This window comes from Vibrio sp. YT-19(2023) (assembly GCF_033337395.1).
This window is the reverse complement of sequence record NZ_JAWOQN010000006.1, coordinates 43,049-64,420: the sequence shown is the minus strand read 5'-3', so window position 1 is coordinate 64,420 and position 21,372 is coordinate 43,049. Positions and strand designations below refer to the sequence as shown.

Below are 21,372 nucleotides of genomic sequence, written 5' to 3'. Positions count from 1 at the left end.
CATAGACTGGCGCAACTCACTTTGAGGTACACATGACAGACTTAATCAATTTGATGAACGATCTCCTCTGGGGCTCGATTCTGGTTTATCTTCTTGTTGGTGTTGGTATTTACTTCACCGTTCGATTAGGGTTCATTCAGTTCCGCCATTTCGGCCACATGTTCTCTGTTCTTAAGAACAGCCGTAAAGCAGACAAAGCTGGTATTTCCTCTTTCCAAGCGCTTTGTACTAGTCTTGCTGCACGTGTTGGTACAGGTAACATGGCGGGCGTTGCAGTTGCATTGACTGCGGGTGGTCCTGGTGCGATCTTCTGGATGTGGCTGATTGCAATGCTTGGTATGGCAACATCGTTTGCTGAGAGCACACTGGCGCAGCTATACAAAACCAAAGATGATGATGGCAACTACCGTGGTGGCCCTGCCTACTACATGGAAAAAGGCCTGGGCATGCGTTGGATGGGCGTGTTGTTCTCAGTTTTCCTAATCATCGCTTTTGGTTTGGTATTCAACGCCGTACAAGCTAACTCAATTGCCAATGCAATGAGCAACGCATTTGGTTGGAATAACCTGTATGTCGGTATTGCCGTTGTTTTACTGTCTGCAATTGTTATTTTCGGTGGCATCAAGCGTATCGCAAGAGTTGCTGAGATGATCGTTCCGATCATGGCACTACTTTATCTAGCCCTAGCGCTGTTCATCATGTTCTCTAACCTAGAGAAATTACCTGATGTATTGATGCTTATCTTTAAGAGTGCATTTGGTCTGCAAGAAGCAGCAGCAGGTGGTCTTGGCTACGCAATTGCACAGGCAATGATTAACGGTATCAAGCGCGGTCTATTCTCGAATGAAGCAGGTATGGGTTCTGCACCTAACGCGGCAGCTTCAGCAACACCTTACCCACCACACCCAGCGTCTCAAGGTTACGTACAGATGCTAGGCGTGTTCATGGATACGATCGTTATCTGTTCTGCAACAGTGGCTATCATCCTGATGTCTGGTGAGTATGTCGGTCAAGCAACAGAAGTGACGGGTATCGAGCTAACTCAGCGTGCATTGAGCTCACAAGTTGGCGATTGGGGCGGCATCTTTGTTGCTGTGGCAATCTTCTTCTTTGCGTTTACTTCAATCATTGCAAACTACTCGTATGCTGAAACGAACTTAATCTTCCTAGAGCACAATCATAAAGCGGGCTTAAGCATTTTCCGCGTTATTGTTCTTGGTATGGTGATGTTTGGTGCACTAGCTTCGTTACCAGTCGTATGGTCGCTTGCTGATGTCTCTATGGGTCTGATGGCGATAGTCAACTTGGTGGCGATCATCTTGCTATCTGGCATCGTGATTAAACTGGCCAAAGATTACAATCGCCAGCTTGGTGAAGGCAAAGTGCCAACATTTGATGCGAATGATTTCCCAGAGCTGAAATCTCAGCTTGAAGAAGGCATTTGGTACAACGATAAAAAAGACTAAGTGAGCTATCACTCATAGTTGAAAGCTATTAGTACGATGTAAAAAGCCATGCAGACAATGCATGGCTTTTTTTGTACCCTATTAAAAACAAAATTAGAGAAGGGAAAGTCATGCTTATCGTAGTTTCTCCAGCGAAGACTCTTGATTACGAGTCTCCGTTAGCGACAGAAAAATTTACTCAACCTGAGTTGGTCGAATACTCAAAAGAGCTTATCGATGTTTGCCGCAAACTGACTCCTGCTGATGTTGCCTCTTTAATGAAAGTGAGCGACAAGATTGCCGATTTAAATGTGGACCGATTCCAAGAGTGGAGTGAAACGTTTACCACGGAAAACTCACGACAAGCCATTCTTGCATTTAAAGGTGACGTTTACACAGGGCTAGACGCCGAAAGTTTATCTGAAGCGGACTTCGAATATGCTCAAGATCATCTGCGTATGCTATCGGGTCTTTATGGTTTACTAAAACCACTTGATTTGATGCAGCCATACCGTCTTGAAATGGGTACCAAGCTTGCAAACGACAAGGGTACGAACTTGTACCAGTTTTGGGGCAACGTTATTACGGACAAGCTTAACGAAGCGATTTCTGCTCAAGGTGATAATGTCCTTATCAACCTTGCATCAAATGAATACTTTAAAGCGGTTAAGCCAAAGAATTTAGATGCGCAAGTGATCACGCCAGTATTCAAAGATTGTAAGAATGGTCAATACAAGGTCATCAGTTTTTACGCGAAGAAAGCGCGCGGTATGATGGCGCGTTACATCATTGAAAACCGTGTTGAGAGCGTAGCAGACCTGGCTAAGTTTGATACGGCGGGTTACTACTTTGTGGAAGATGAATCGACGCCAACAGAGTTAGTATTTAAACGCGAAGAGCAAAAATAAAGCTGATTGAGACGTAGTCTACGTTAATCTCTATCAGCACAAACGAAAAAAGGGTTGGCATTGCCAACCCTTTGTTATTTTCTAGCTTGAGCTACTTGGTCCCAACAAGATTACTTCTTCTTAGCGGTTTTCTTTTTCGCTACTTTTTTCTTGTCGTCTTTTTTCTTTTTCTTCTTAAACACAGGCTTTTTGTGTTTAGGACGCATCTCTTTCACGAAACGCTCTTTGATGTCTTCTTTCACGTAACGTGCAACGCGATCCATCATTGGTTGGTCGTGTGCTTCTACGATTGAGATAGCGTTACCTTTCTTACCTGCGCGAGCAGTACGGCCGATACGATGAAGGTAAACATCAGCCGTGCGTGGCATGTCGTAGTTGATAACGTGTGATACATCCGGAAGATCGATACCGCGCGCAGCAACGTCCGTCGCGAGCAGCACGTTCACAGTACCATCGCGGAAGCGAGAAATCGCATTATTACGACGATCTTGCGGCATTTCACCTTGAATCCAAGAACATGGAATCTGTGCACTTTCAAGCTGCGCTCGTAGCTCAGCCAAACGCTCACGAGTCTTTAAAAAGACGATAGTGCGCTCAGCTTGCTGAGTAATAATGTGTTTTAGTAATTCCAGTTTGTGTTCAGCATCATCAGCTCGGTGGTACCACTGAGCAATTTTCTTACGCTCACGCAGCGGCGATTTTGCATCGATCTCTGCTGGGTCATTCAACAGATCAGCGGTAAAGCCTTCTACGCCTTTCCCTTCTAACGTTGCTGAGAACAGAAGGGTTTGCTTACGCCAGCGACATTCGTTAGATAGGCGATCGACAGTAGGAGCAAAACCCATATCTAGCATACGGTCTGCTTCATCAAGGATTAACCATTCGATTGCACGACAATCAAAACGTTCTGCATCAATGTATTCTTTTAAACGGCCAGGTGTCGCAACCACAATGTCTTGCGTTGTTGCAAGGATGTCGGCGTGCTCTTGGTACTGAACACCACCAGTGATGGTGAAAATGTTGAGTTTGGTATTTTTTGCCAAAGCACGTGCTTGATCGGCAATTTGCATCGCCAGTTCGCGAGTAGGCGTTAGGATCAAAATACGCGCAGGTCCAGGCTTACGACGAGGGAAGTCTTGCAAGTATTGCAATGCTGGCAGGACGAAGGCGGCCGTTTTACCAGTTCCTGTTGGCGCTGACGCTAGAATGTCACGACCGTCCAACGCTTGTGGAATCGCTTCTGCCTGAATTTTTGTTGGGCGTTCGTAACCCATCTCTTCAATGGCTTCAAGTAGGTTTTGGTCTAGATCAAGTTCAGCAAAGGTTCTGATCACAATGAGTTCTCCACAAGCAAAGCTTGGTTAATGGTTCGCCACAACAGCATAGAATACAAAAAGGTCGCACATTATAAAGTGATTGGTGATAAGGATCACATGTTATTTCACATCTTAAGATAAAACTCGCGGGTTAACTGGATGAAATCATCACTATAGCCGTCATTTGAACGGATAATTAAATGTGACGTCTGCAAATCGCAAGGTCGTTTTGACAGTTCAAATAACAATCGGTGTACTGGTTTCTTTTCTGATGGTTGCACACGACAGATCCTCGATAGATACCAACCTTGGTTTAATGCTAGCTCAATGAACTGCTCGCCTTCGGTGATTGGCAACACAAAACTAGCTCTCCCTTCGTCATCAAGCAAATGATAGCAACGCTGTAGCAATGCGTTATGGCCTAGCGTATCAGTGTGCCTCGCGGTTGCACGTTGACTGTGTTTCGATTGCTCGCCGCTGTTGAAGTAGGGCGGGTTACAAATGATGCGTTGGAATGAATGTGTCGGCGTAAAGTGCAGTATGTCGGTGTGATGCACACTTACACGATCTGACCAAGGAGACTGGGCCATATTTTTTTGCGCGGCAGCAACGGCTGTTAATTCGATATCGACCGCGGTTATTTGAGCTTCTGTAAAGCGTTGAGCACACATCAGGGCAAGCAGGCCAGTGCCAGTGCCAATATCGAGAATTTTAGCGTCGTTAGGGCTTTGAATCCAAGCACCAAGCATTACCCCATCTGTGCTGACTGGCATACCACTCTCGCCGCCCTCAATACAAAATTGCTTAAAATTGAAGCCTTTAGTTTTCAGTTTTTTGTTCTTCATGATTGTTTTATATTTGCTCAATAATTAAGTAGATTGCTCTATTGTTTATTAATTGTATAGATTGTTGTTTTGTTGGTTATTAAATTGTATTGTTAATTGATCGAGATAAAGAACTGGTCTGTTATTTGGATCTGGTTATATCCACTGCTTTTAAGTTTGAAAACTAAATTAATATGGTGTTTTTTTCTTAAAGGTTGCCAAATGATGAGTCTTTCGTCATTATGCGGCGAAAATTTTATAGATTGAACCACGTGTACTTATTGACTTTAGGTATACAAAAAGTGGTCTAAGCATACACAACATTCATTAATTAAAAGACAAGGGTTATCTGTGAAGCAGACGTTAAAACTAACAGATATTATCGCAGTAGGCTTTATGCTATTTGCGTTCTTTTTAGGTGCGGGCAATATTATCTTTCCACCTCTAGCGGGTCAGTTAGCGGGTGAAAACTTAATGCCAGCTATGTTTGGTTTCTTGCTAACAGCGGTAGGTCTACCTCTTATTACTATCGTTGCTATTGCTGTTGCTGGTGGTTCTTGGGATCACTTGACGCAAGATCTTCCGAAAAAAGCGGCAGTTCTTATGGCTGCACTGATTTTCATCATCATTGGTCCTGCGTTTGCAGCGCCTCGTACTGGCCTAGTGGCTTACGAGATGGCGGTGAAACCTTTCTTCCTTGAGGCGTCACAAACGCATCTGACAGCGTTCTCAGTGATCTTCTTTATCGCAGCGATGATGTTCTCATGGTTCCAAGGCCGTTTGATCGATCTTATCGGTAAAGTACTGACACCAGCATTGTTCGTTGGTTTGATCATTCTTGCTGTCGCTGTCTTCCTTGATCCTCAGGGCGATATGATTGGCGCGCACGGTGAATACCTAACGCAGCCTCTGACCAAAGGCTTCTTAGAAGGCTACAACACAATGGATACGTTCGCGTCATTGATGTTTGGTATGCTGATGGTTGATGCACTGCGCGGTAAAGGCATTACTGAGCGCTCTGCAACTACTAAATATCTGATCTATGCAGGTTGTATTGCTGCTGCTGGTCTTGCGTTTGTTTACATCTCACTATTTTACTTAGGTGCGACGAGTGCAACGGTTGCTGCTGGTGCTGATAATGGTGGCCTAGTGCTTAGCCAATACGTTCAAGCGTTGTTTGGTCCATACGGTCAAATCGTTCTGTCTGTCATCGTATTGCTAGCGTGTCTGACAACCGCGATTGGCTTGATTTCTGCGTGTTCAGATTTCTTCAGCTCGAAAACACCACTGTCATACAAGCAATGGGTACTGATTAATGGTTCTGTTTGTGCATTGGTTGCAAACGTTGGTCTTGCACAGCTGATTTCTCTGTCAGTGCCAGTATTGTTTGCGCTGTACCCTGTGGCGATTGCGTTGGTTGCACTAACATTTGTGCGCAGCAAACTGCCGAATCCACGCTTTGCTTACCGTGCAGTACTGCTTGTATCTCTGCTGTTTGCGTTAGTTGATGCGGCAAAAGTATCGGGTATTGATGTTTCTGCGTTTAACATGTTGCCACTATTCGAAGTCGGCATGGGTTGGGTGCTTCCAACATTTGCGGCTATCGTGTGCATGTTCTTTATCGCGAAACCTCGCCCAGAACTAGCACAAGAAACCGCGTAATCACTTCGCGTTATCAAGATAATAAAAAGCCCGATGAATTACTTCATCGGGCTTTTTACTTTTTAATGATGACGTGTTTGCGCTATTAAAGCGTGTCGTGGAATTCCACAAGAACTTGTTCACACCATTTTTCGATGCGTTCATCACTCAGTTCGTACTGTGAGTCTTCATCTAACGCAAGTCCAACAAACTTGCTGCCATCTTCGATCAATGCTTTCGATGCTTCAAATTCGTAGCCTTCATTTGGCCAGTAACCGATAAAGGTTGCGCCTGTGGCTTGTAATTCATCGTGAAGTAAGCCCATCGCATCTAAATACCACTCTCCGTAACCTTCTTGGTCACCCAGACCAAACAGCGCTACAACTTTGCCTTTCAGTGGCGTGGTCGCGATGTCTTGCCAAATCGCGTTCCAATCTTCTTGAATTTCACCAAAATCCCAAGTTGAGATGCCAAGGAGTAATAAGTCGTAGTCCGCCATTAGTGATAACGGTGTCTCTTTCACATTGTGAATGTCGACAAGGTCTTCACCAATAAGGGTACGAATTTTCTCTGCTGCCATTTCGGTGTAGCAGGTCGTTGAGCCGTAAAAGAGTCCGATTTTCATTATATTCGTCGTTATTTGTGTTGCTGTTGTGGAAGATTCTAACCATAAATTGAGGAAGATTGCAGCGAATATCCTATGTGGGATGATTTTTTATGGTATTGGATTGGCAGGTGCTTTAATCTAAATACTGTAAATATAAACAGATAAGGAAGCATTCATGACGGCACAACAGCCTGTCAATCAACAAGATTTTTCGCTTGTTGAGCAATTCTTAGATGCGATGTGGATGGAGCGTGGTCTATCAGAGAACACGTTGGCTTCCTACCGAAACGATTTAATGAAGCTGCTCGTGTGGATGGAAAAACATCGATACCGTCTTGATTTTATCAGTTTGTCTGGCTTGCAAGAATATCAAAGCCACCTTGTAGACTTAGATTACAAACAGACGTCCCGTGCGCGTATGTTGTCGGCTATTCGTCGTTTATTTCAATACCTGCATCGTGAGAAGGTGCGTGCTGATGACCCGAGTGCGCTCTTGGTTAGCCCTAAACTGCCACAACGTTTACCCAAAGATATTAGTGAAGAGCAAGTGGACGCGTTGCTCGAAGCGCCAGACCCGAATGACCCTATAGAATTGCGCGATAAAGCGATGCTAGAGCTACTCTACGCGACAGGGTTGCGTGTGACAGAGCTCGTCAGTTTGACCATGGAAAATGTTAGCTTGCGCCAAGGGGTGGTGCGCGTGACTGGTAAAGGTGGTAAAGAACGCCTGGTTCCTATGGGGGAAAACGCGGTCGATTGGATCGAGACGTTCATTCAACAAGGGCGCCCTGCGTTACTTGGTGATACATCATCTGATATTGTTTTTCCTAGTAAACGCGCAAGACAAATGACTCGTCAGACGTTTTGGCACCGTATTAAGTACTATGCTTTGATAGCAGGGATTGACACGGATCAGCTGTCGCCGCACGTACTGCGTCATGCCTTTGCCACGCATTTATTGAACTATGGCGCAGATCTCAGGGTCGTACAGATGCTTTTAGGACATAGTGACTTATCGACCACGCAAATTTATACTCACGTGGCGACTGAACGATTGAAGCAGATCCACAGTCAACACCACCCAAGAGCATAACAATGGTTAGATTCATCCATGTCTTCTTGGAAAAACGATTTTACATTAAGGTGAATTTCATGAGCGTATTACGCCGACTAACTCTGCTGACTTTACCATTTTTTGTTACCGCTTGTGGTGCAGAAGAAAGTCAGGCTCAAACGGAGACTCCTGCGCAACAAGTGGCGCCAGCTGCACAAAGCGGCTTTGATGAAGCAGCATTAAAAACTAAGTTCTCAAAGCTTGGTTTATCTATCGTTGATATTCAACCATCAGACGTCGCTGGCTTATTGGAAATTCAAACCAATGGCGGGATCCTGTTTGCTTCAAATGATGGTAGCCATTTTATCGCCGGTACGCTTTATGCCATTAATGATGATGGCAGTTACAAAGATGTCATAGCAGAGCGTCAAGCGCCGCTTAACGCCGAGAAAATTGCGCAGTTCTCCGATAGCATGATCGAATACAAAGCCGACGATGAAAAGTACGTTGTGACCGTATTCACCGATATCACCTGTGGTTACTGTGTGCGTCTGCATAGCCAAATGCAAGGCTATAATGATCTAGGTATTACAGTGCGTTACATGGCTTACCCTCGCCAAGGTGCAACTGGCCCTGTAGCGGAGCAAATGGCAACGATTTGGTGTGCTGAAGATCCGGCGTCGGCAATGCACAACGCGAAAGTGAATCGTACATTTGATAACCCTGCGAAAGACTTGAAACAGTGTAAAGAAACCATCCAGGCGCATTACAATCTAGGTCGCCAATTGGGTATTTCTGGTACGCCAGCAATCTTCTTACCGAATGGCGAAATGGTTGGTGGCTACCTACCACCTGCAGAGCTATTGAAACGTTTAAAGCAACTATAATCCATTAGGAGCAGAGCCGGCAAAGTTGTCGGCTCTTTTAAGCATGATAGAAATTCAACGACGTCCTGAACCTGATCTTTCCCTTCTTCCTGATTCCATTCCTCCGATTCTTAAACGTATCTACATCAACCGTGGGATAACGGATCTTTCACAATTAGAAACGTCGGCCCGTGGGTTGCATTCATATCAAAAACTCGGGGGGATTGAGCAAGCTGTCGATCTTTTGTTTCAGGCGATAAAAGAACAAAAACGCATCATCGTTGTCGGTGATTTTGACGCTGATGGCGCGACAAGCTCAGCATTATCAGTGCTCGCGCTGCGTATGCTTGGTAGTCACAATGTGGATTACCTAGTGCCAAATCGTTTTGAAGACGGTTATGGGTTAAGCCCAGAAGTCGTTGACCAAGCCTTAGAGCTTGGCGCTGAGATGATCATGACGGTGGATAACGGCGTCTCATCAATCGAAGGCGTGCGTTACGCAAAAGAAAATGGCATTACTGTGCTTGTTACCGATCACCACTTGCCAGGACAAGTGTTGCCTGATGTGGATGCAATGGTGAACCCAAACCTTGAGAGCTGTAGCTTTCCATCTAAAGCGCTTGCGGGGGTAGGGGTCGCGTTTTATCTCATGATGGCACTATGCGTTCATATGCGAAAACACAATTGGTTTGCAGAACAGGGGATGCAAGAGCCCAAATTGATGGAACTGATTGACCTTGTTGCACTGGGTACCGTCGCCGACGTCGTTCCATTGGATGAAAACAACCGCATTCTTGTACACCAAGGCTTGCAACGTATTCGTGCTGGCAAAGCGCGTCCCGGCATCCAAGCATTAATTGAGGTCGCGAAGCGCGATGCGCGTCGTTTAGTTGCGTCTGACTTTGGCTTTGCTTTAGGTCCACGTATTAACGCTGCAGGTCGTCTTGATGACATGTCTTTCGGTGTTGAACTGCTGATGTGTAACAACATCCACGCTGCTCGTCGCATGGCAAGTGAATTGGATGGCTTGAACCAAACTCGTAAAGAGATTGAAGAAGGCATGAAGCAAGAAGCGATGGCTTTCTGTGAGCGCCTTCAGTTTGGTGAAGGCAATGAGCTTCCTTATGGCTTAGCCTTATTCCAGCGTGATTGGCACCAAGGTGTGATTGGTATTTTGGCTTCGCGCATTAAAGAGAAGTTTCACCGTCCAGTCATTGCATTTGCTGATGGCGGAGAAGGGACGATTAAAGGCTCGTGTCGTTCTATTCCGGGGCTACACATGCGCGATGCGTTGGATTTCATCGACACACAAAACCCGGGTTTGATCATCAAGTTTGGTGGACACGCCATGGCAGCAGGCTTAACGATTAAAGAGCAGGATTTTGAGCGTTTCAGTCGTTTGTTTGATGAAGTGGTAAAAAAGGAACTCGATGAAGCGGCGCTAAAAGGCGTGATCATGTCAGATGGTGAACTTAAGCCGGAAGAGTTCTCTATGCATGTTGCTGAACAGCTGCGATCGGGTGGCCCTTTTGGACAAGCTTTCCCAGAGCCAATCTTTGATGGTGAGTTTAAAGTACTGCATCAAAAGCTGGTGGGTGAGAAGCATCTTAAATTGATGTTAGAGCCGCTTTATAAAGGTCACCCTACCAATGTGATGATCGACGGCATTGCATTCAATGTTGATCTACGCCGATGGCCAGATGCATCGGTTAAAACAGTACGTCTCGCGTATAAGCTGGATGTGAATGAATTTCGTGGTAATCAATCATTGCAATTGATGATCGACCATATCGAAGCTAAGTAATACCTAGATTAACCTTTCTTATAGAGTACGGTTGCCCCTAAGTGGGCGTAAAATTTTATGACCGTGCTCTCTCTCACCGCAATCTGATTTCTCATCCGAAATTTTCCTGTATCTCGGTCACATTTTTCAGTAGAATTTCTCGGTTAAATTCTATTCTAAAATGTTGAGTAAACATGTTTGAAATCAATCCAATTAAAAACCGTCTGCAGGACGTGTCTCAGCGCACAAATGTCCTGAGGGGGTATCTTTGACTATGACGCGAAGAAAGAGCGTCTAGAAGAAGTCAACGCAGAACTTGAACAACCAGATGTATGGAACGAACCTGAGCGTGCGCAAGCACTGGGTAAAGAGCGTGCATCACTAGAAGCGGTTGTTGAAACCATTGATCAACTAGAGCAAGGTGTGGAAGATGTAGAAGGTCTTCTTGAGCTGGCTGTAGAAGAAGAAGATCAAGAAACATTTGACGAAATTGAACCAGAACTTGCTGAGTTGGAAGAGAAGCTAGAAAAGCTTGAATTCCGTCGTATGTTCTCTGGCGACCACGATAGCTCTGATTGTTACATCGATTTGCAAGCAGGTTCTGGTGGTACAGAAGCACAAGACTGGACTAACATGCTGCTGCGTATGTACCTACGTTGGGCAGAAGCGAAGGGCTTCAAAGCTGAAGTGATTGAAGTCTCTGAAGGTGAAGTCGCGGGTCTTAAGTCGGCAACAGTTCGCATCTCTGGTGAGTATGCGTACGGTTGGTTACGCACTGAAACGGGCGTCCATCGTCTTGTTCGTAAATCTCCGTTCGATTCAGGCGGTCGTCGCCATACGTCATTTGCTTCTGCGTTCATCTATCCAGAGATTGATGAAAACATCGACATCGACATTAATCCTTCCGACCTACGTATTGACGTTTACCGTGCGTCAGGCGCAGGTGGTCAGCACGTAAACACCACAGAATCTGCGGTACGTATTACGCACGTACCTACGAACACAGTGGTTCAGTGTCAGAATGACCGTTCTCAACATAAGAACAAAGATCAGGCAATGAAACAGCTTCGAGCGAAGCTATTTGAGCTTGAATTGCAAAAGCAAAATGCGGAAAAACAAGCTAATGAAGACGCTAAGTCTGACATTGGCTGGGGTAGCCAGATCCGTTCTTACGTATTGGATGACTCACGTATTAAGGACCTCCGTACGGGCATTGAAAACCGTAATACTCAAGCGGTTCTTGATGGCGATCTGGACAAATTTATTGAAGCTAGCCTGAAATCAGGTCTATAAAGCTTTTCACCGACAAAAACAGGATACATCGAAAATGACTGATGCTGTTCAAAACGAAACTGTACTAGAAGAAAATAAGCTGATTGCTGAACGCCGCGCTAAACTGGATGCAATCCGAAAGAGCTGCAAAGCGAACGGCCATCCAAACGACTTCCGTCGTGACGCACTAGCGGGCGACCTTCAGAAAGAGTTCGGTGAAAAGACGAAGGAAGAGCTAGAAGAGCTTAACCACGTAGTAGCAATCGCTGGCCGTATCATGGCTAAACGTGGTCCATTCTTGGTAATTCAAGAAACTTCTGGCCGTATCCAAGCTTATGCTGACAAAGCGGTTCAAAAAGTACTTAAAGAAAAATACCAAGGTCTAGATATCGGTGACATCATCGGTGTTAAAGGTGCACTTCATAAGTCTGGTAAGGGGGACCTATACGTGAACATGGAAGAGTACGAGTTGCTAACCAAAGCACTACGTCCACTTCCAGAAAAGTTCCACGGTCTAACTGACCAAGAGATGCGTTACCGCCAACGTTACGTTGACCTGATCGTTAACGAAGACTCTCGTCAAGCGTTCGTAGTACGTTCTAAAGTAATGTCTGCAATCCGCAACTTCATGATCTCTAAGCAGTTCATGGAAGTTGAAACGCCAATGATGCACGTTATCCCTGGCGGTGCGAGTGCGCGTCCATTCATCACGCACCACAACGCACTAGACATGCCAATGTACCTACGTATCGCGCCAGAGCTATACCTGAAGCGTCTAGTTGTTGGTGGTTTTGATCGCGTATTCGAAATCAACCGTAACTTCCGTAACGAAGGCCTTTCTCCACGCCACAACCCAGAATTCACAATGATGGAATTCTACATGGCGTACGCAGACTACAAAGATCTGATGGACCTAACTGAAGAACTACTAAGCTCAGTGGCGCAAGAAGTCCTAGGTTCAACGTCAATGCCTTACGGTGATGAAACGGTTGAGTTTGGTGGTACTTACACTCGTATGAGCATGTTCGAAGCAATCAAGCACTACAACCCAGACCACGCGCAAATCCAAGCGCTAACAGAAGAAGACCTACAAAACCGTGATCTAATGGTTTCTATCGCGAAATCTGTTCACGTTGAAGTAGAACCTTTCTGGACATGCGGTCAGCTTCTTGAAGAGATCTTTGGTGAAACAGCAGAACCTAAGCTAATGCAGCCTACGTTCATCACTGGTTACCCAGCAGATATTTCTCCGTTGGCTCGTCGTAGCGATGATAACCCGTTCTTTACAGACCGCTTTGAGTTCTTTATCGGTGGCCGTGAAGTAGCGAACGGTTTCTCAGAGCTTAACGATGCTGAAGACCAAGATGCACGCTTTAAAGCACAGGTTGAAGCGAAAGAGTCTGGTGACGACGAAGCAATGTTCTACGATGCAGACTACATCACTGCTCTAGAGCACGGCCTACCGCCAACAGCAGGCCAAGGTATCGGTATCGACCGTTTGGTTATGCTACTGACTAACACGCACACTATCCGTGACGTGATCTTATTCCCTGCAATGCGCCCGCAAGCGTAATTCGATAGGATGAGTAAAAAAACCACCTTCGGGTGGTTTTTTTTTGCCTTTTAGTTAAGGTAATTCAAGTTGTTGCACTTGCCTTTTAATGGGATATGCAGATAAACATTCGCCAAATCTCAATCTATTGCATAGTCTTAATACTGAGACAGACGTGAGGGGGCGGAGTCTCGATAATGTTACCCGCTCGCAAAGATAAGTTTGTGGCACAAAATTTCTATTAACAATGAAAAAGGGTTAGAGAATGGCTGGGCAGTTTAAGATGGATTCCATCCCGGGATCGCTTGTGGTAGTTGGCGGTACTTATGAGCCTTGGTTATCGGTACTGGAGCAAGTGGGCTGGAAGTGTCATCAAGTAGGTGACTTACGCAAAGCTAATACGCTGTTAGAAGATATTGGTCCATGTATCGGTATTGTTGATCTCAGCCATGACGAGTTCAGCTTGAATGGTTTGGCGAACTTAGTCAGCTCTCACAAACACGTACGTTGGTTAGCGTTTATTCGTGAATCTCAGCTTGGCACTGACACCATATGCCAGTTCATTGTTAACTTTTGTATCGATTTTTTCACAGCGCCGATCCCAGATGCACAGTTATTAAGCACAATAGGTCACCAGCTTGGCATGCTTAAGTTGGAGAAAAAAGTTTGGCCTAGTTTTGGTAGCAGTTTAGATATGGGTCTGATCGGTGAATCTATCCCGATGAAACGTTTACGCGATCAAGTGAAGCGCATTGGTCCAACGGACGTCAGCATTCTGATTTCTGGGGAAAGTGGGACTGGTAAAGAGGCGGTTGCTAGGGCCATCCATAAAGTCTCTTCACGCTCTCATAAACCGTTTATGGCAATTAACTGTCGCGCACTCAATGAACAACGTTTCCAAGCTGAAGTATTTGGTATTAACGCCGATGAAGATATGGAAGCATGCCTGCTTGAACAAGCAGATGGTGGCACCGTGTTGTTTAATGACATTCTTACCATTTCAAAAGAGCAGCAAATGAATCTGCTGAGATTCTTGCAAGAAGGCACCATTGATACCAAAGATGGCGTAAAAGCGGTTAACGTACGCATTCTTGCTGCTAACTCGTCAGATGTTGAAAAAGCTTTGATTGACGGTGACTTCAATGAAGAACTTTACCATTACATCAACGTTCTGCGCATCAATGTCCCTAGCTTGAAAGAACGTGCGAGTGACATCGCATTGCTGGCTCGTTTCTACTTACAAGAGTTCTCAAAAGAGTACAACTCGCAAGCAAAAAGCTTTTCTGAGGATGCATTCAAGGCACTGACACGTTATTTCTGGCCTGGAAATGTGCGTGAGCTGATGAACCAAGTGAAGCGAGCGGTATTAATGTCCGACAGCGTAATGATTGAAGAGCATCACTTAGATTTACCTCAACGTAATGACTCAAAGCGCAGCTTGAAATCAATCCGAGAGAAGAGTGAACGTGATGCGTTGCTGGTTGTTTTGGAATCTCATTCTGGTCAAGTTTCAAATGCGGCGAAAGAGCTCGGAGTTTCGCGTGCAACCATGTATCGACTACTTAATAAACATAACTTGATTTCCGAACAAGCCATGTAGTTGGCCTTTCCCTGTGTCAAATAGGCGAATAAATACAATAAAAGAGAGTGGCCACAGAGCCGCTCTTTTTATTTTTTGTTTGGTTTGATTTATAAAATCCGTAAATTTATATATTCCTCAGGTGAATATGTTATACATAAAAGTATATGAAACTAAATTGCGGTGTGTTGATTTGTTTTTAATCAAAAAGGCAAAAAATGTTTGATATATATTCATCAAAGCTTACAATTTAACCGTAACTCAATGAGTTATACCTTTCATAAACGGATTAATTTTTAGCTAGGAGGCGCAAGATGAAACATTACGTTGTTAACACCACTGCTTGCGCTGATCGTATGCCTATCGCTCCGATAACCCTTAAATCGGATGATACCAATACCACTGGCTCACAAGATAAAAATTAATCCGTAACCTATCATATTTATTACTAGGCTGCGGGAAAGTAGCGGCTTAGTATCAACAGAATATTTCTGTTCATTTTACGCACTATTTTTCCCAGTCGAATACATCGATAATCGGAGAAAATATTATGCGTCACTCTATTTACTTACAATTGGCCACTTTGCTATTGAAAGCAGACCTTAAACGCGAAGAAAAGCAATGGCAGCGTACCATACGCCGAACTGCTCATGATATTCCATGGACGAATGTTCATCTATTGAGGGATATTGGTTTAGATCGCGATGGTCGTTCTACACGTGCCAATGTTCCGGATGCAGTAAAAGTTGAACGTCGAGTTCGTCACCTTCGTCGAGTCTTAACGTCGCGAATAATGACGTAATCGTTAGCGTGTTGGGCTGACTGAGTTGCTAACGAGTCATTCAACACGCTTAACTTTTTATATGAAGTATGACTTCATTGGATAAACAGCTGATCTTGAAGATCAGCTGTTTTCGTTTGAAGGTGGTACTGTTAAGGGCAAGGATTCGAGTAAGTTGTACCTATTGCTTGAATTTCAGTAAGTAGTTCGTCGCTAAGTTGCAAATCAATACTGTCGATATTGGCTTTTAATTGGTCTAGGTTTGTTGCTCCGATAATGTTAGAAGCAACAAATGGACGCTGATTGACAAACGCGAGCGCCATTTGTGCAGGGTTTAGACCATGCTCTTGAGCTAAATTGACGTAAGCTTCGGTCGCTTTAACACCTTGCGGAGTGAAGTAGCGCGCAAAACGCTCCCACTTAGTGCATCGAGCGCCTTCAGGTTTTGCCCCGTTTAGGTATTTACCACTCAGGCAGCCAAATGCCAAAGGAGAGTAGGCAAGTAACTGAACGCCTTCGTAATGGCTGATTTCAGACAAGCCAACTTCGAAGCTGCGGTTCAATAAGTTATATGGGTTTTGAATGGAGACAATTCTTGGCAAATCGTGTTTTTCTGCCAAACGCAATAGCGACATCACACCCCACGGCGTCTCGTTGGATACGCCGATATAGCGCACTTTACCTGCATTCACTAATTCAGTAAGCGCTTCCAACGTTTCAATTAACGTGACTTCTTCTTGTTTGTCAGGGTATGGGTAGTTGAGTTGACCAAAGCAGTTGGTTTGACGCTGCGGCCAATGCAGTTGGTACAAATCGACATAATCGGTTTGTAGACGATTAAGGCTGTCATCAATTGCTGTATGGATGTGGCGACGATTAAGGCTCATGTTGTCTCTAATGTGAGGAACATTGCGAGGGCCTGCCACTTTTGTTGCCAGTACTACTTTCTCTCTTTTGCCGCTTTTTGCTAACCAATTACCGATGTATTGCTCGGTGAGCCCTTGTGTTTCCGAGTTTGGCGGTACAGGGTACATCTCTGCGGTATCGATGAAGTTCACCCCATGATCGAGGGCAAAGTCGAGCTGTTCAAAGGCGTCCTTTTCTGTGTTTTGCTCGCCAAACGTCATAGTGCCGAGGCAGATTTTACTGATCTCAAGTGATGAGTGCGGTAGTTTTGTGTATTGCATATCACGTCCTTGAAGAGTTACCGACTAAATAAGTGACTCCAATATAGGGGATTTGTAGCCGCAATCGCAAATGATTTACGTATAAAGGAAGAGCAAACTCGAAAGCTACAGTTAGCCTAACTACACTTAAATGATCGTGTGAAGGAGGTATGTTATGCAGAAGCATCAATTGGACATGTGGCTACATGGTCCACATAAAGATACTTATAAAACTCCCAAAGTATTTGTGATTGGGTGTTCTGATGTCTCTGACTATCTTTTAGCTGTGGAGTACAAGCATCAACTTGAGCCGATTAAAGACGGTGAAGACCCGATACATTTTGGCTCTCTAGACTTAGTAAAAGAAGAACTATTGAGGCTAGGGGTCGATAAAGCGTATTTAAGGCTGCGCAATGCGTATGACGAATGTGGCACTGAAGAGGCAGCCTCATACTGCGATATTGAGTTATCGCTCGTGACGCACTAAATAGCTGATATAGTTTTATTCTGGTTGAGTGTTAATGTAGTGCTTGAGTAAGATCTGTTCAGTAAACTGTGTTCTAAGGTAAAAGCCTCGGGGCAGAGTTTTCATCGGCTTACCATTTGAGTTGTATGCTTCGGTGAGCGCTTTTGCATTTGCGGCTTTAGGGCGAAGATGCAGCGCTTCTCCGTGTCTGGCGGAAATTTGATCAAATCTTCCCAAGACGATCATCTCCATTAACTCTTCCCAGTCATTTCGCAAAATCCGCTCTTCTTCTTCATCTGGTGACCAAATGAGTGGACTGCCCACACGTCTTTCAGGGAGTGGGATTTCTCGTTCTCCTTCTACGGGTACCCAAAGGACACGAGATAGCTTGTTTCGAACATGACTTGTTTCCCATGTAAGACCATGAACGCCAGTGAGGGGCGCCACAGAAACAAAGGTTGTTTCTAAAGGTTTGCCAGAGTAACTGATCGGAATACTTTTCAACTCGATCCCTAGTTTTGCGAAATCTTGTTGAGGTTTACTGCCAGCTGGAGCGCCCAAGTGCCATTCGAGTAATTGACCCACCCAACCTTTATCACGTTTTAAGTTTTCAGGAACAATCATATTCGCCTCGGCGGCCAACTCAGCAAAACTGAGTCCTGCCATATCATGCGCTCGTTCCAATAGCTCTGCTTCTGTTTGTGGTTCTGGTTTCATAGTTACAAGGTGGTATTACAAAAAATATAGTTTATCAAACTCCGACCAAATCTACTGTTTAAGATTTCACCGAGGCGGTGTAAGAACGATCAATTCATAACTTATCCACAGGTGGAGGAGGTATTGATAAGATCCTGACGAGGTCTGTATGAATAAACAGGGGTTAAAATGCATTTTTGGGGTTGATTTTGTTGTAATCATCTAAACGAATAGCAGGTGAGTGTGGATAAATAGCCTGTTGGTGGATCTTTGACCGATCTGAGTTTGGTGAAAAGATCATCAAGAAACTGAAGATCGAATTATCGTTATTTTTAAAAATAAATGCTTTTTTATCAATATTTTATGTTTGTTTTTTTGTTTCTTCATTTGTTTTGCTTTTGATGGGATTGAACTGAATTACTCATTTGAATTGAATTCTTCACAAAGTTATTCACAGAAAAGGTGAATAAATGTGGGCAATGTCTCACTCTTGTGTTGATAAGGTATGGTTTGATTAAAAGATATCCAAAAATGGTGAAAAGGTAATAAATCTTGCTCATATCACATCAGTAAGTTTGCTAGTAATGGGGATATGTGGAAAAATCACGGTAATAAAAAATTTATTCATAGAGGTTAGCCAGTGATAGATGGCGATGGTTACCGACTTAATGTTGGTATTGTGATATGTAATAACCATGGTCAGGTCTTCTGGGCTAAACGATACGGGCAACACTCATGGCAATTTCCACAAGGTGGGATTGACGAAGGTGAAACCCCTGAACAAGCCATGTTCAGGGAGTTATACGAAGAAGTCGGTTTAACGAAAAAAGACGTTAAGATCATTGCAACAAGTCGTCATTGGTTAAGATATAAGCTACCAAAGCGATTGGTGCGTTGGGACTCCAAGCCTGTTTGTATCGGCCAAAAACAGAAATGGTTTCTGCTGAGATTAGAATGCGATGAGTCTCGCATTAATATGCAACGCGGAAAATCCCCTGAATTTGATGGTTGGCGCTGGGTAAGTTACTGGTATCCAGTTAGGCAAGTTGTTTCTTTCAAGCGAGATGTTTATCGACGAGCGATGAAAGAATTTGCATCCTTAGCCATGCCTTTTCGAGAGAGAAAAGCGAAAGGGAAAAGAAAAAAGCAACGTAGAGGATAATCATGCTCAGTCAGCTAAGGGAAATAGTTGAGAAAGTCTCCAGGGTCGATGATGTGCATCTGGCACTCGATATATTGGTGAAAGAGACTTGTGCTGCCCTTAGTACTGAGTGCTGTACTATCTATCTTGCTAATGAAGAAATGCAGCGCCTTGAGTTAATGGCAACTCAAGGCCTTATTTTTGAAGGTGATAGTATTCATATCAACTTCAATGAAGGCTTGGTTGGGTTGGTAAAACGAAGCGCTGAACCCCTTAACCTTGCCGAAGCCTCAAAACACCCCGAGTTCAAATTCTTTCCTCAACTCGGCGAACAGATTTACCACTCTTTTTTAGCTACTCCAATCATTCATCGTAAACAAGTTTTAGGTGTGTTGGTGATCCAACAAAAAACGCCGCGCTTGTTTAGTGAAATGGAAGAATCGTTTCTTGTTACTTTATCCGCTCAGTTAGCGGTGCTCATTGCACATGCGCAGAATCTTGGGCATTGGCAGTTAGCATCTAAACCCACGGTATTAAAAGGTTTGCCTGCGTCTACTGGTGTCGCGATTGGAGAGTTTTGGTTCGACAATACCCAGCCGAGTTTATCGGATATTTTCCCTTCGTCCACGTTAGATAAGGAACGCGAGCACGAGACACTACTGGTGGCCATAGAGCGAGCGTTAAATGACTTTCGCCGTATGCGGAAAAAACTGGACAGTGAAATCAACAAAGATGCTCTGGCGATCTTCGATCTGTTTACTCACTTACTGAATGATCCGATGCTTCGCGGTGATTTGAAGAAGCAGATTGAAAAAGGAGACAGGGCAGACTGGGCGTTACGCCAAGTTGTAGAGTCATACTCGAATCGATTTGCCAGAATGTCGGATGTATACATGCGTGAAAGAGCGCAAGATATCCGAGAGTTAGGGCAAAGGCTGCTCTATTTTCTGCACAACAGCGAGCAAGAAAATTCTGCAATTGATCGTCCCATTATTTTGGTGGCGAATGAACTCACTGCCACCTTGCTCGCTTCTGTACCTAAAGAGTTCTTGTTAGCCGTCGTATCATTAGAGGGAGGCGCAAACTCTCACGCTGCCATTTTATCTCGAGCTCTTGGGGTCCCTGCAGTCATGGGCGCCAACATTAATCCGGATGTGGTGAATGGCAAACTCGGGATAGTCGACGGCTATACGGGTGAGATCTTCTTAGAGCCAAACCGCCAGTTGTTGCGAGAGTATCGCAGCTTAGTAAGCGAAGAGTCTGAATTGTTTGCCATGGTAAACAAGGACCTCGCACTCCCTGCGGTTACGCAAGATAATCACCATATCGAAATTATGCTGAATGCGGGACTCAGTGCAGACAGTAATATTGCCATCAACACAGGTGTTGATGGTGTTGGGTTGTACCGAACTGAGATTGCATTTTTACTTCAGCATCACTTTCCTTCGGAAGATGAGCAGTATCATCAATACCAAGCAATACTTAACAGCTATCCGAATCAACGAGTAGTGATGCGTACTTTGGATATTGGTGGTGACAAACCTTTGCCGTATTTGCCCATCGAAGAAGATAATCCGTTTCTAGGCTGGCGTGGCATTCGTTTTACATTGGATCATCCAGACATTTTCTTGATCCAGCTGCGTGCAATGTTAAGAGCGAGTGCAGAAAGCGGAAACTTAAGTATCTTATTGCCAATGGTGTCAGGGGTAAAAGAGCTAGACGATGCCATTAGCTTGATTAATCAAGCTCACAGCGAAGCCGTTTTGCTTGATGATAGAATTCAATTCCCACAAATTGGGGTCATGATTGAAGTACCATCGATGGTGTATCTGTTGCCAACGATTGCTCACCGTGTTGATTTTGTTTCTGTCGGGACAAACGATTTAACTCAGTATTTATTAGCGGTAGATAGGAACAATTCGCGCGTAGCGGATGTCTATGAATCTATGCATCCTGCGGTACTGTTAGCGCTTAAGCAAATCCATGAGGTGTGTGATAAATATCAGGTGCCCGTGTGTATTTGTGGTGAGCTAGCGGGTGATCCATTTGGCGCTCTTCTCTTACTTGGGTTAGGGTATACCAGTTTGAGTATGAACACCTCCAACGTGGCTAAGGTGAAATATTTGATTCGTCATAGTCAACAAGAAGAATTAGAAAAATTAGCGGAGCAAGCAATGACAAAGTCCTATGGGGAGGACATTCATCAAATGATGCATGACTTCTTCATTCAACAGGGCTTTGCGGGCTTTATCCGCGCAGGTAAAAAGTAGGAAAT

Annotated in this window: 18 protein-coding genes; 13 read left to right on the top strand and 5 right to left on the bottom strand. The window is 44.5% G+C overall.

The window, feature by feature from the left end; genetic code table 11:
- Nucleotides 1-32: 32 nt before the first annotated feature.
- Nucleotides 33-1,466, top strand: coding sequence for an alanine/glycine:cation symporter family protein (locus R7E78_RS06255; RefSeq protein WP_005381800.1), 1,434 nt, complete (start codon nt 33-35; stop codon nt 1,464-1,466).
- 110 nt (nt 1,467-1,576) lie between these two features.
- The gene (gene yaaA, locus R7E78_RS06250) at nt 1,577-2,353 is read left to right on the top strand and encodes a peroxide stress protein YaaA (RefSeq protein ID WP_318057763.1); all 777 of its coding nucleotides are present in this window, start codon (nt 1,577-1,579) and stop codon (nt 2,351-2,353) included.
- Between the two features lie 110 nt (nt 2,354-2,463).
- On the opposite strand, the gene srmB is transcribed toward yaaA, so the two are convergent.
- Both srmB and R7E78_RS06240 read right to left on the bottom strand, forming a co-directional pair.
- Complete coding sequence (gene srmB / locus R7E78_RS06245; protein WP_005381797.1) at nt 2,464-3,687, bottom strand: ATP-dependent RNA helicase SrmB; 1,224 nt, start codon at nt 3,685-3,687, stop codon at nt 2,464-2,466.
- Between the two features lie 107 nt (nt 3,688-3,794).
- Nucleotides 3,795-4,514 (bottom strand): tRNA1(Val) (adenine(37)-N6)-methyltransferase, encoded by a 720-nt coding sequence (locus tag R7E78_RS06240; protein ID WP_104978805.1) that lies wholly within the window; start codon nt 4,512-4,514, stop codon nt 3,795-3,797.
- Between the two features lie 330 nt (nt 4,515-4,844).
- On the opposite strand from R7E78_RS06240, the gene brnQ reads away from it, so the two are divergent.
- Nucleotides 4,845-6,155, top strand: a complete 1,311-nt coding sequence (gene brnQ / locus R7E78_RS06235) for a branched-chain amino acid transport system II carrier protein (RefSeq protein WP_005381792.1) — start codon at nt 4,845-4,847, stop codon at nt 6,153-6,155.
- An 85-nt stretch (nt 6,156-6,240) separates the two neighbouring features.
- On the opposite strand, the gene fldB is transcribed toward brnQ, so the two are convergent.
- A complete protein-coding gene (gene fldB / locus R7E78_RS06230; protein WP_005381790.1) occupies nt 6,241-6,759 on the bottom strand; it encodes a flavodoxin FldB in 519 nt (172 codons plus the stop codon).
- Nucleotides 6,760-6,916: 157 nt separating this feature from the next.
- Between fldB and xerD the strand changes: the two genes are divergently transcribed.
- From xerD to R7E78_RS06195, 7 genes are all read left to right on the top strand, one after another.
- Nucleotides 6,917-7,834, top strand: coding sequence for a site-specific tyrosine recombinase XerD (gene xerD, locus R7E78_RS06225; protein ID WP_005381788.1), 918 nt, complete (start codon nt 6,917-6,919; stop codon nt 7,832-7,834).
- Between the two features lie 59 nt (nt 7,835-7,893).
- Complete coding sequence (gene dsbC / locus R7E78_RS06220; RefSeq protein ID WP_005381786.1) at nt 7,894-8,682, top strand: bifunctional protein-disulfide isomerase/oxidoreductase DsbC; 789 nt, start codon at nt 7,894-7,896, stop codon at nt 8,680-8,682.
- 43 nt (nt 8,683-8,725) lie between these two features.
- Nucleotides 8,726-10,465, top strand: a complete 1,740-nt coding sequence (recJ, locus tag R7E78_RS06215) for a single-stranded-DNA-specific exonuclease RecJ (protein ID WP_017821504.1) — start codon at nt 8,726-8,728, stop codon at nt 10,463-10,465.
- Nucleotides 10,466-10,638: 173 nt separating this feature from the next.
- A protein-coding gene (gene prfB / locus R7E78_RS06210; RefSeq protein ID WP_100068604.1) for a peptide chain release factor 2 occupies nt 10,639-11,737 on the top strand; the annotation gives its coding sequence in 2 pieces (ribosomal slippage) (nt 10,639-10,713 and nt 10,715-11,737; 1,098 coding nt in all).
- 34 nt (nt 11,738-11,771) lie between these two features.
- Nucleotides 11,772-13,289, top strand: coding sequence for a lysine--tRNA ligase (gene lysS, locus R7E78_RS06205; RefSeq protein WP_005382861.1), 1,518 nt, complete (start codon nt 11,772-11,774; stop codon nt 13,287-13,289).
- Nucleotides 13,290-13,533: 244 nt separating this feature from the next.
- On the top strand, nt 13,534-14,868 hold the full coding sequence (vpsR, locus tag R7E78_RS06200; RefSeq protein ID WP_017635067.1) for a cyclic-di-GMP-binding transcriptional regulator VpsR: 1,335 nt from the start codon (nt 13,534-13,536) through the stop codon (nt 14,866-14,868).
- A gap of 529 nt (nt 14,869-15,397) precedes the next feature.
- Nucleotides 15,398-15,649: a hypothetical protein gene (locus tag R7E78_RS06195; RefSeq protein ID WP_005381776.1), complete on the top strand. Its 252-nt coding sequence runs from the start codon at nt 15,398-15,400 to the stop codon at nt 15,647-15,649.
- Nucleotides 15,650-15,780: 131 nt separating this feature from the next.
- On the opposite strand, the gene R7E78_RS06190 is transcribed toward R7E78_RS06195, so the two are convergent.
- Complete coding sequence (locus R7E78_RS06190) at nt 15,781-16,815, bottom strand: NADP(H)-dependent aldo-keto reductase (protein ID WP_005381774.1); 1,035 nt, start codon at nt 16,813-16,815, stop codon at nt 15,781-15,783.
- Between the two features lie 154 nt (nt 16,816-16,969).
- Here R7E78_RS06190 and R7E78_RS06185 point away from each other — a divergent pair, with 154 nt between their 5' ends.
- Nucleotides 16,970-17,281, top strand: coding sequence for a DUF6482 family protein (locus tag R7E78_RS06185; protein WP_005381772.1), 312 nt, complete (start codon nt 16,970-16,972; stop codon nt 17,279-17,281).
- A gap of 15 nt (nt 17,282-17,296) precedes the next feature.
- On the opposite strand, the gene mutH is transcribed toward R7E78_RS06185, so the two are convergent.
- The gene (gene mutH / locus R7E78_RS06180) at nt 17,297-17,977 is read right to left on the bottom strand and encodes a DNA mismatch repair endonuclease MutH (protein ID WP_005381770.1); all 681 of its coding nucleotides are present in this window, start codon (nt 17,975-17,977) and stop codon (nt 17,297-17,299) included.
- A gap of 619 nt (nt 17,978-18,596) precedes the next feature.
- Here mutH and rppH point away from each other — a divergent pair.
- Nucleotides 18,597-19,118 (top strand): RNA pyrophosphohydrolase, encoded by a 522-nt coding sequence (gene rppH / locus R7E78_RS06175; protein WP_005381953.1) that lies wholly within the window; start codon nt 18,597-18,599, stop codon nt 19,116-19,118.
- Nucleotides 19,119-19,120: 2 nt separating this feature from the next.
- The gene (ptsP, locus tag R7E78_RS06170) at nt 19,121-21,367 is read left to right on the top strand and encodes a phosphoenolpyruvate--protein phosphotransferase (protein ID WP_104975865.1); all 2,247 of its coding nucleotides are present in this window, start codon (nt 19,121-19,123) and stop codon (nt 21,365-21,367) included.
- The last annotated feature ends 5 nt before the right edge of the window (nt 21,368-21,372 follow it).

Bases quoted from the DNA above. Each gene is read 5' to 3' on its own strand.
- ptsP (WP_104975865.1), top strand. From the start codon at position 19,121: ATGCTCAGTCAGCTAAGGGAAATAGTTGAGAAAGTCTCCAGGGTCGAT.
- xerD (WP_005381788.1), top strand. From the start codon at position 6,917: ATGACGGCACAACAGCCTGTCAATCAACAAGATTTTTCGCTTGTTGAG.
- R7E78_RS06185 (WP_005381772.1), top strand. From the start codon at position 16,970: ATGCAGAAGCATCAATTGGACATGTGGCTACATGGTCCACATAAAGAT.
- R7E78_RS06255 (WP_005381800.1), top strand. From the start codon at position 33: ATGACAGACTTAATCAATTTGATGAACGATCTCCTCTGGGGCTCGATT.
- R7E78_RS06240 (WP_104978805.1), bottom strand. From the start codon at position 4,514: ATGAAGAACAAAAAACTGAAAACTAAAGGCTTCAATTTTAAGCAATTT.
- dsbC (WP_005381786.1), top strand. From the start codon at position 7,894: ATGAGCGTATTACGCCGACTAACTCTGCTGACTTTACCATTTTTTGTT.
- vpsR (WP_017635067.1), top strand. From the start codon at position 13,534: ATGGCTGGGCAGTTTAAGATGGATTCCATCCCGGGATCGCTTGTGGTA.
- fldB (WP_005381790.1), bottom strand. From the start codon at position 6,759: ATGAAAATCGGACTCTTTTACGGCTCAACGACCTGCTACACCGAAATG.
- R7E78_RS06195 (WP_005381776.1), top strand. From the start codon at position 15,398: ATGCGTCACTCTATTTACTTACAATTGGCCACTTTGCTATTGAAAGCA.
- R7E78_RS06190 (WP_005381774.1), bottom strand. From the start codon at position 16,815: ATGCAATACACAAAACTACCGCACTCATCACTTGAGATCAGTAAAATC.
- mutH (WP_005381770.1), bottom strand. From the start codon at position 17,977: ATGAAACCAGAACCACAAACAGAAGCAGAGCTATTGGAACGAGCGCAT.
- yaaA (WP_318057763.1), top strand. From the start codon at position 1,577: ATGCTTATCGTAGTTTCTCCAGCGAAGACTCTTGATTACGAGTCTCCG.
- recJ (WP_017821504.1), top strand. From the start codon at position 8,726: ATGATAGAAATTCAACGACGTCCTGAACCTGATCTTTCCCTTCTTCCT.
- lysS (WP_005382861.1), top strand. From the start codon at position 11,772: ATGACTGATGCTGTTCAAAACGAAACTGTACTAGAAGAAAATAAGCTG.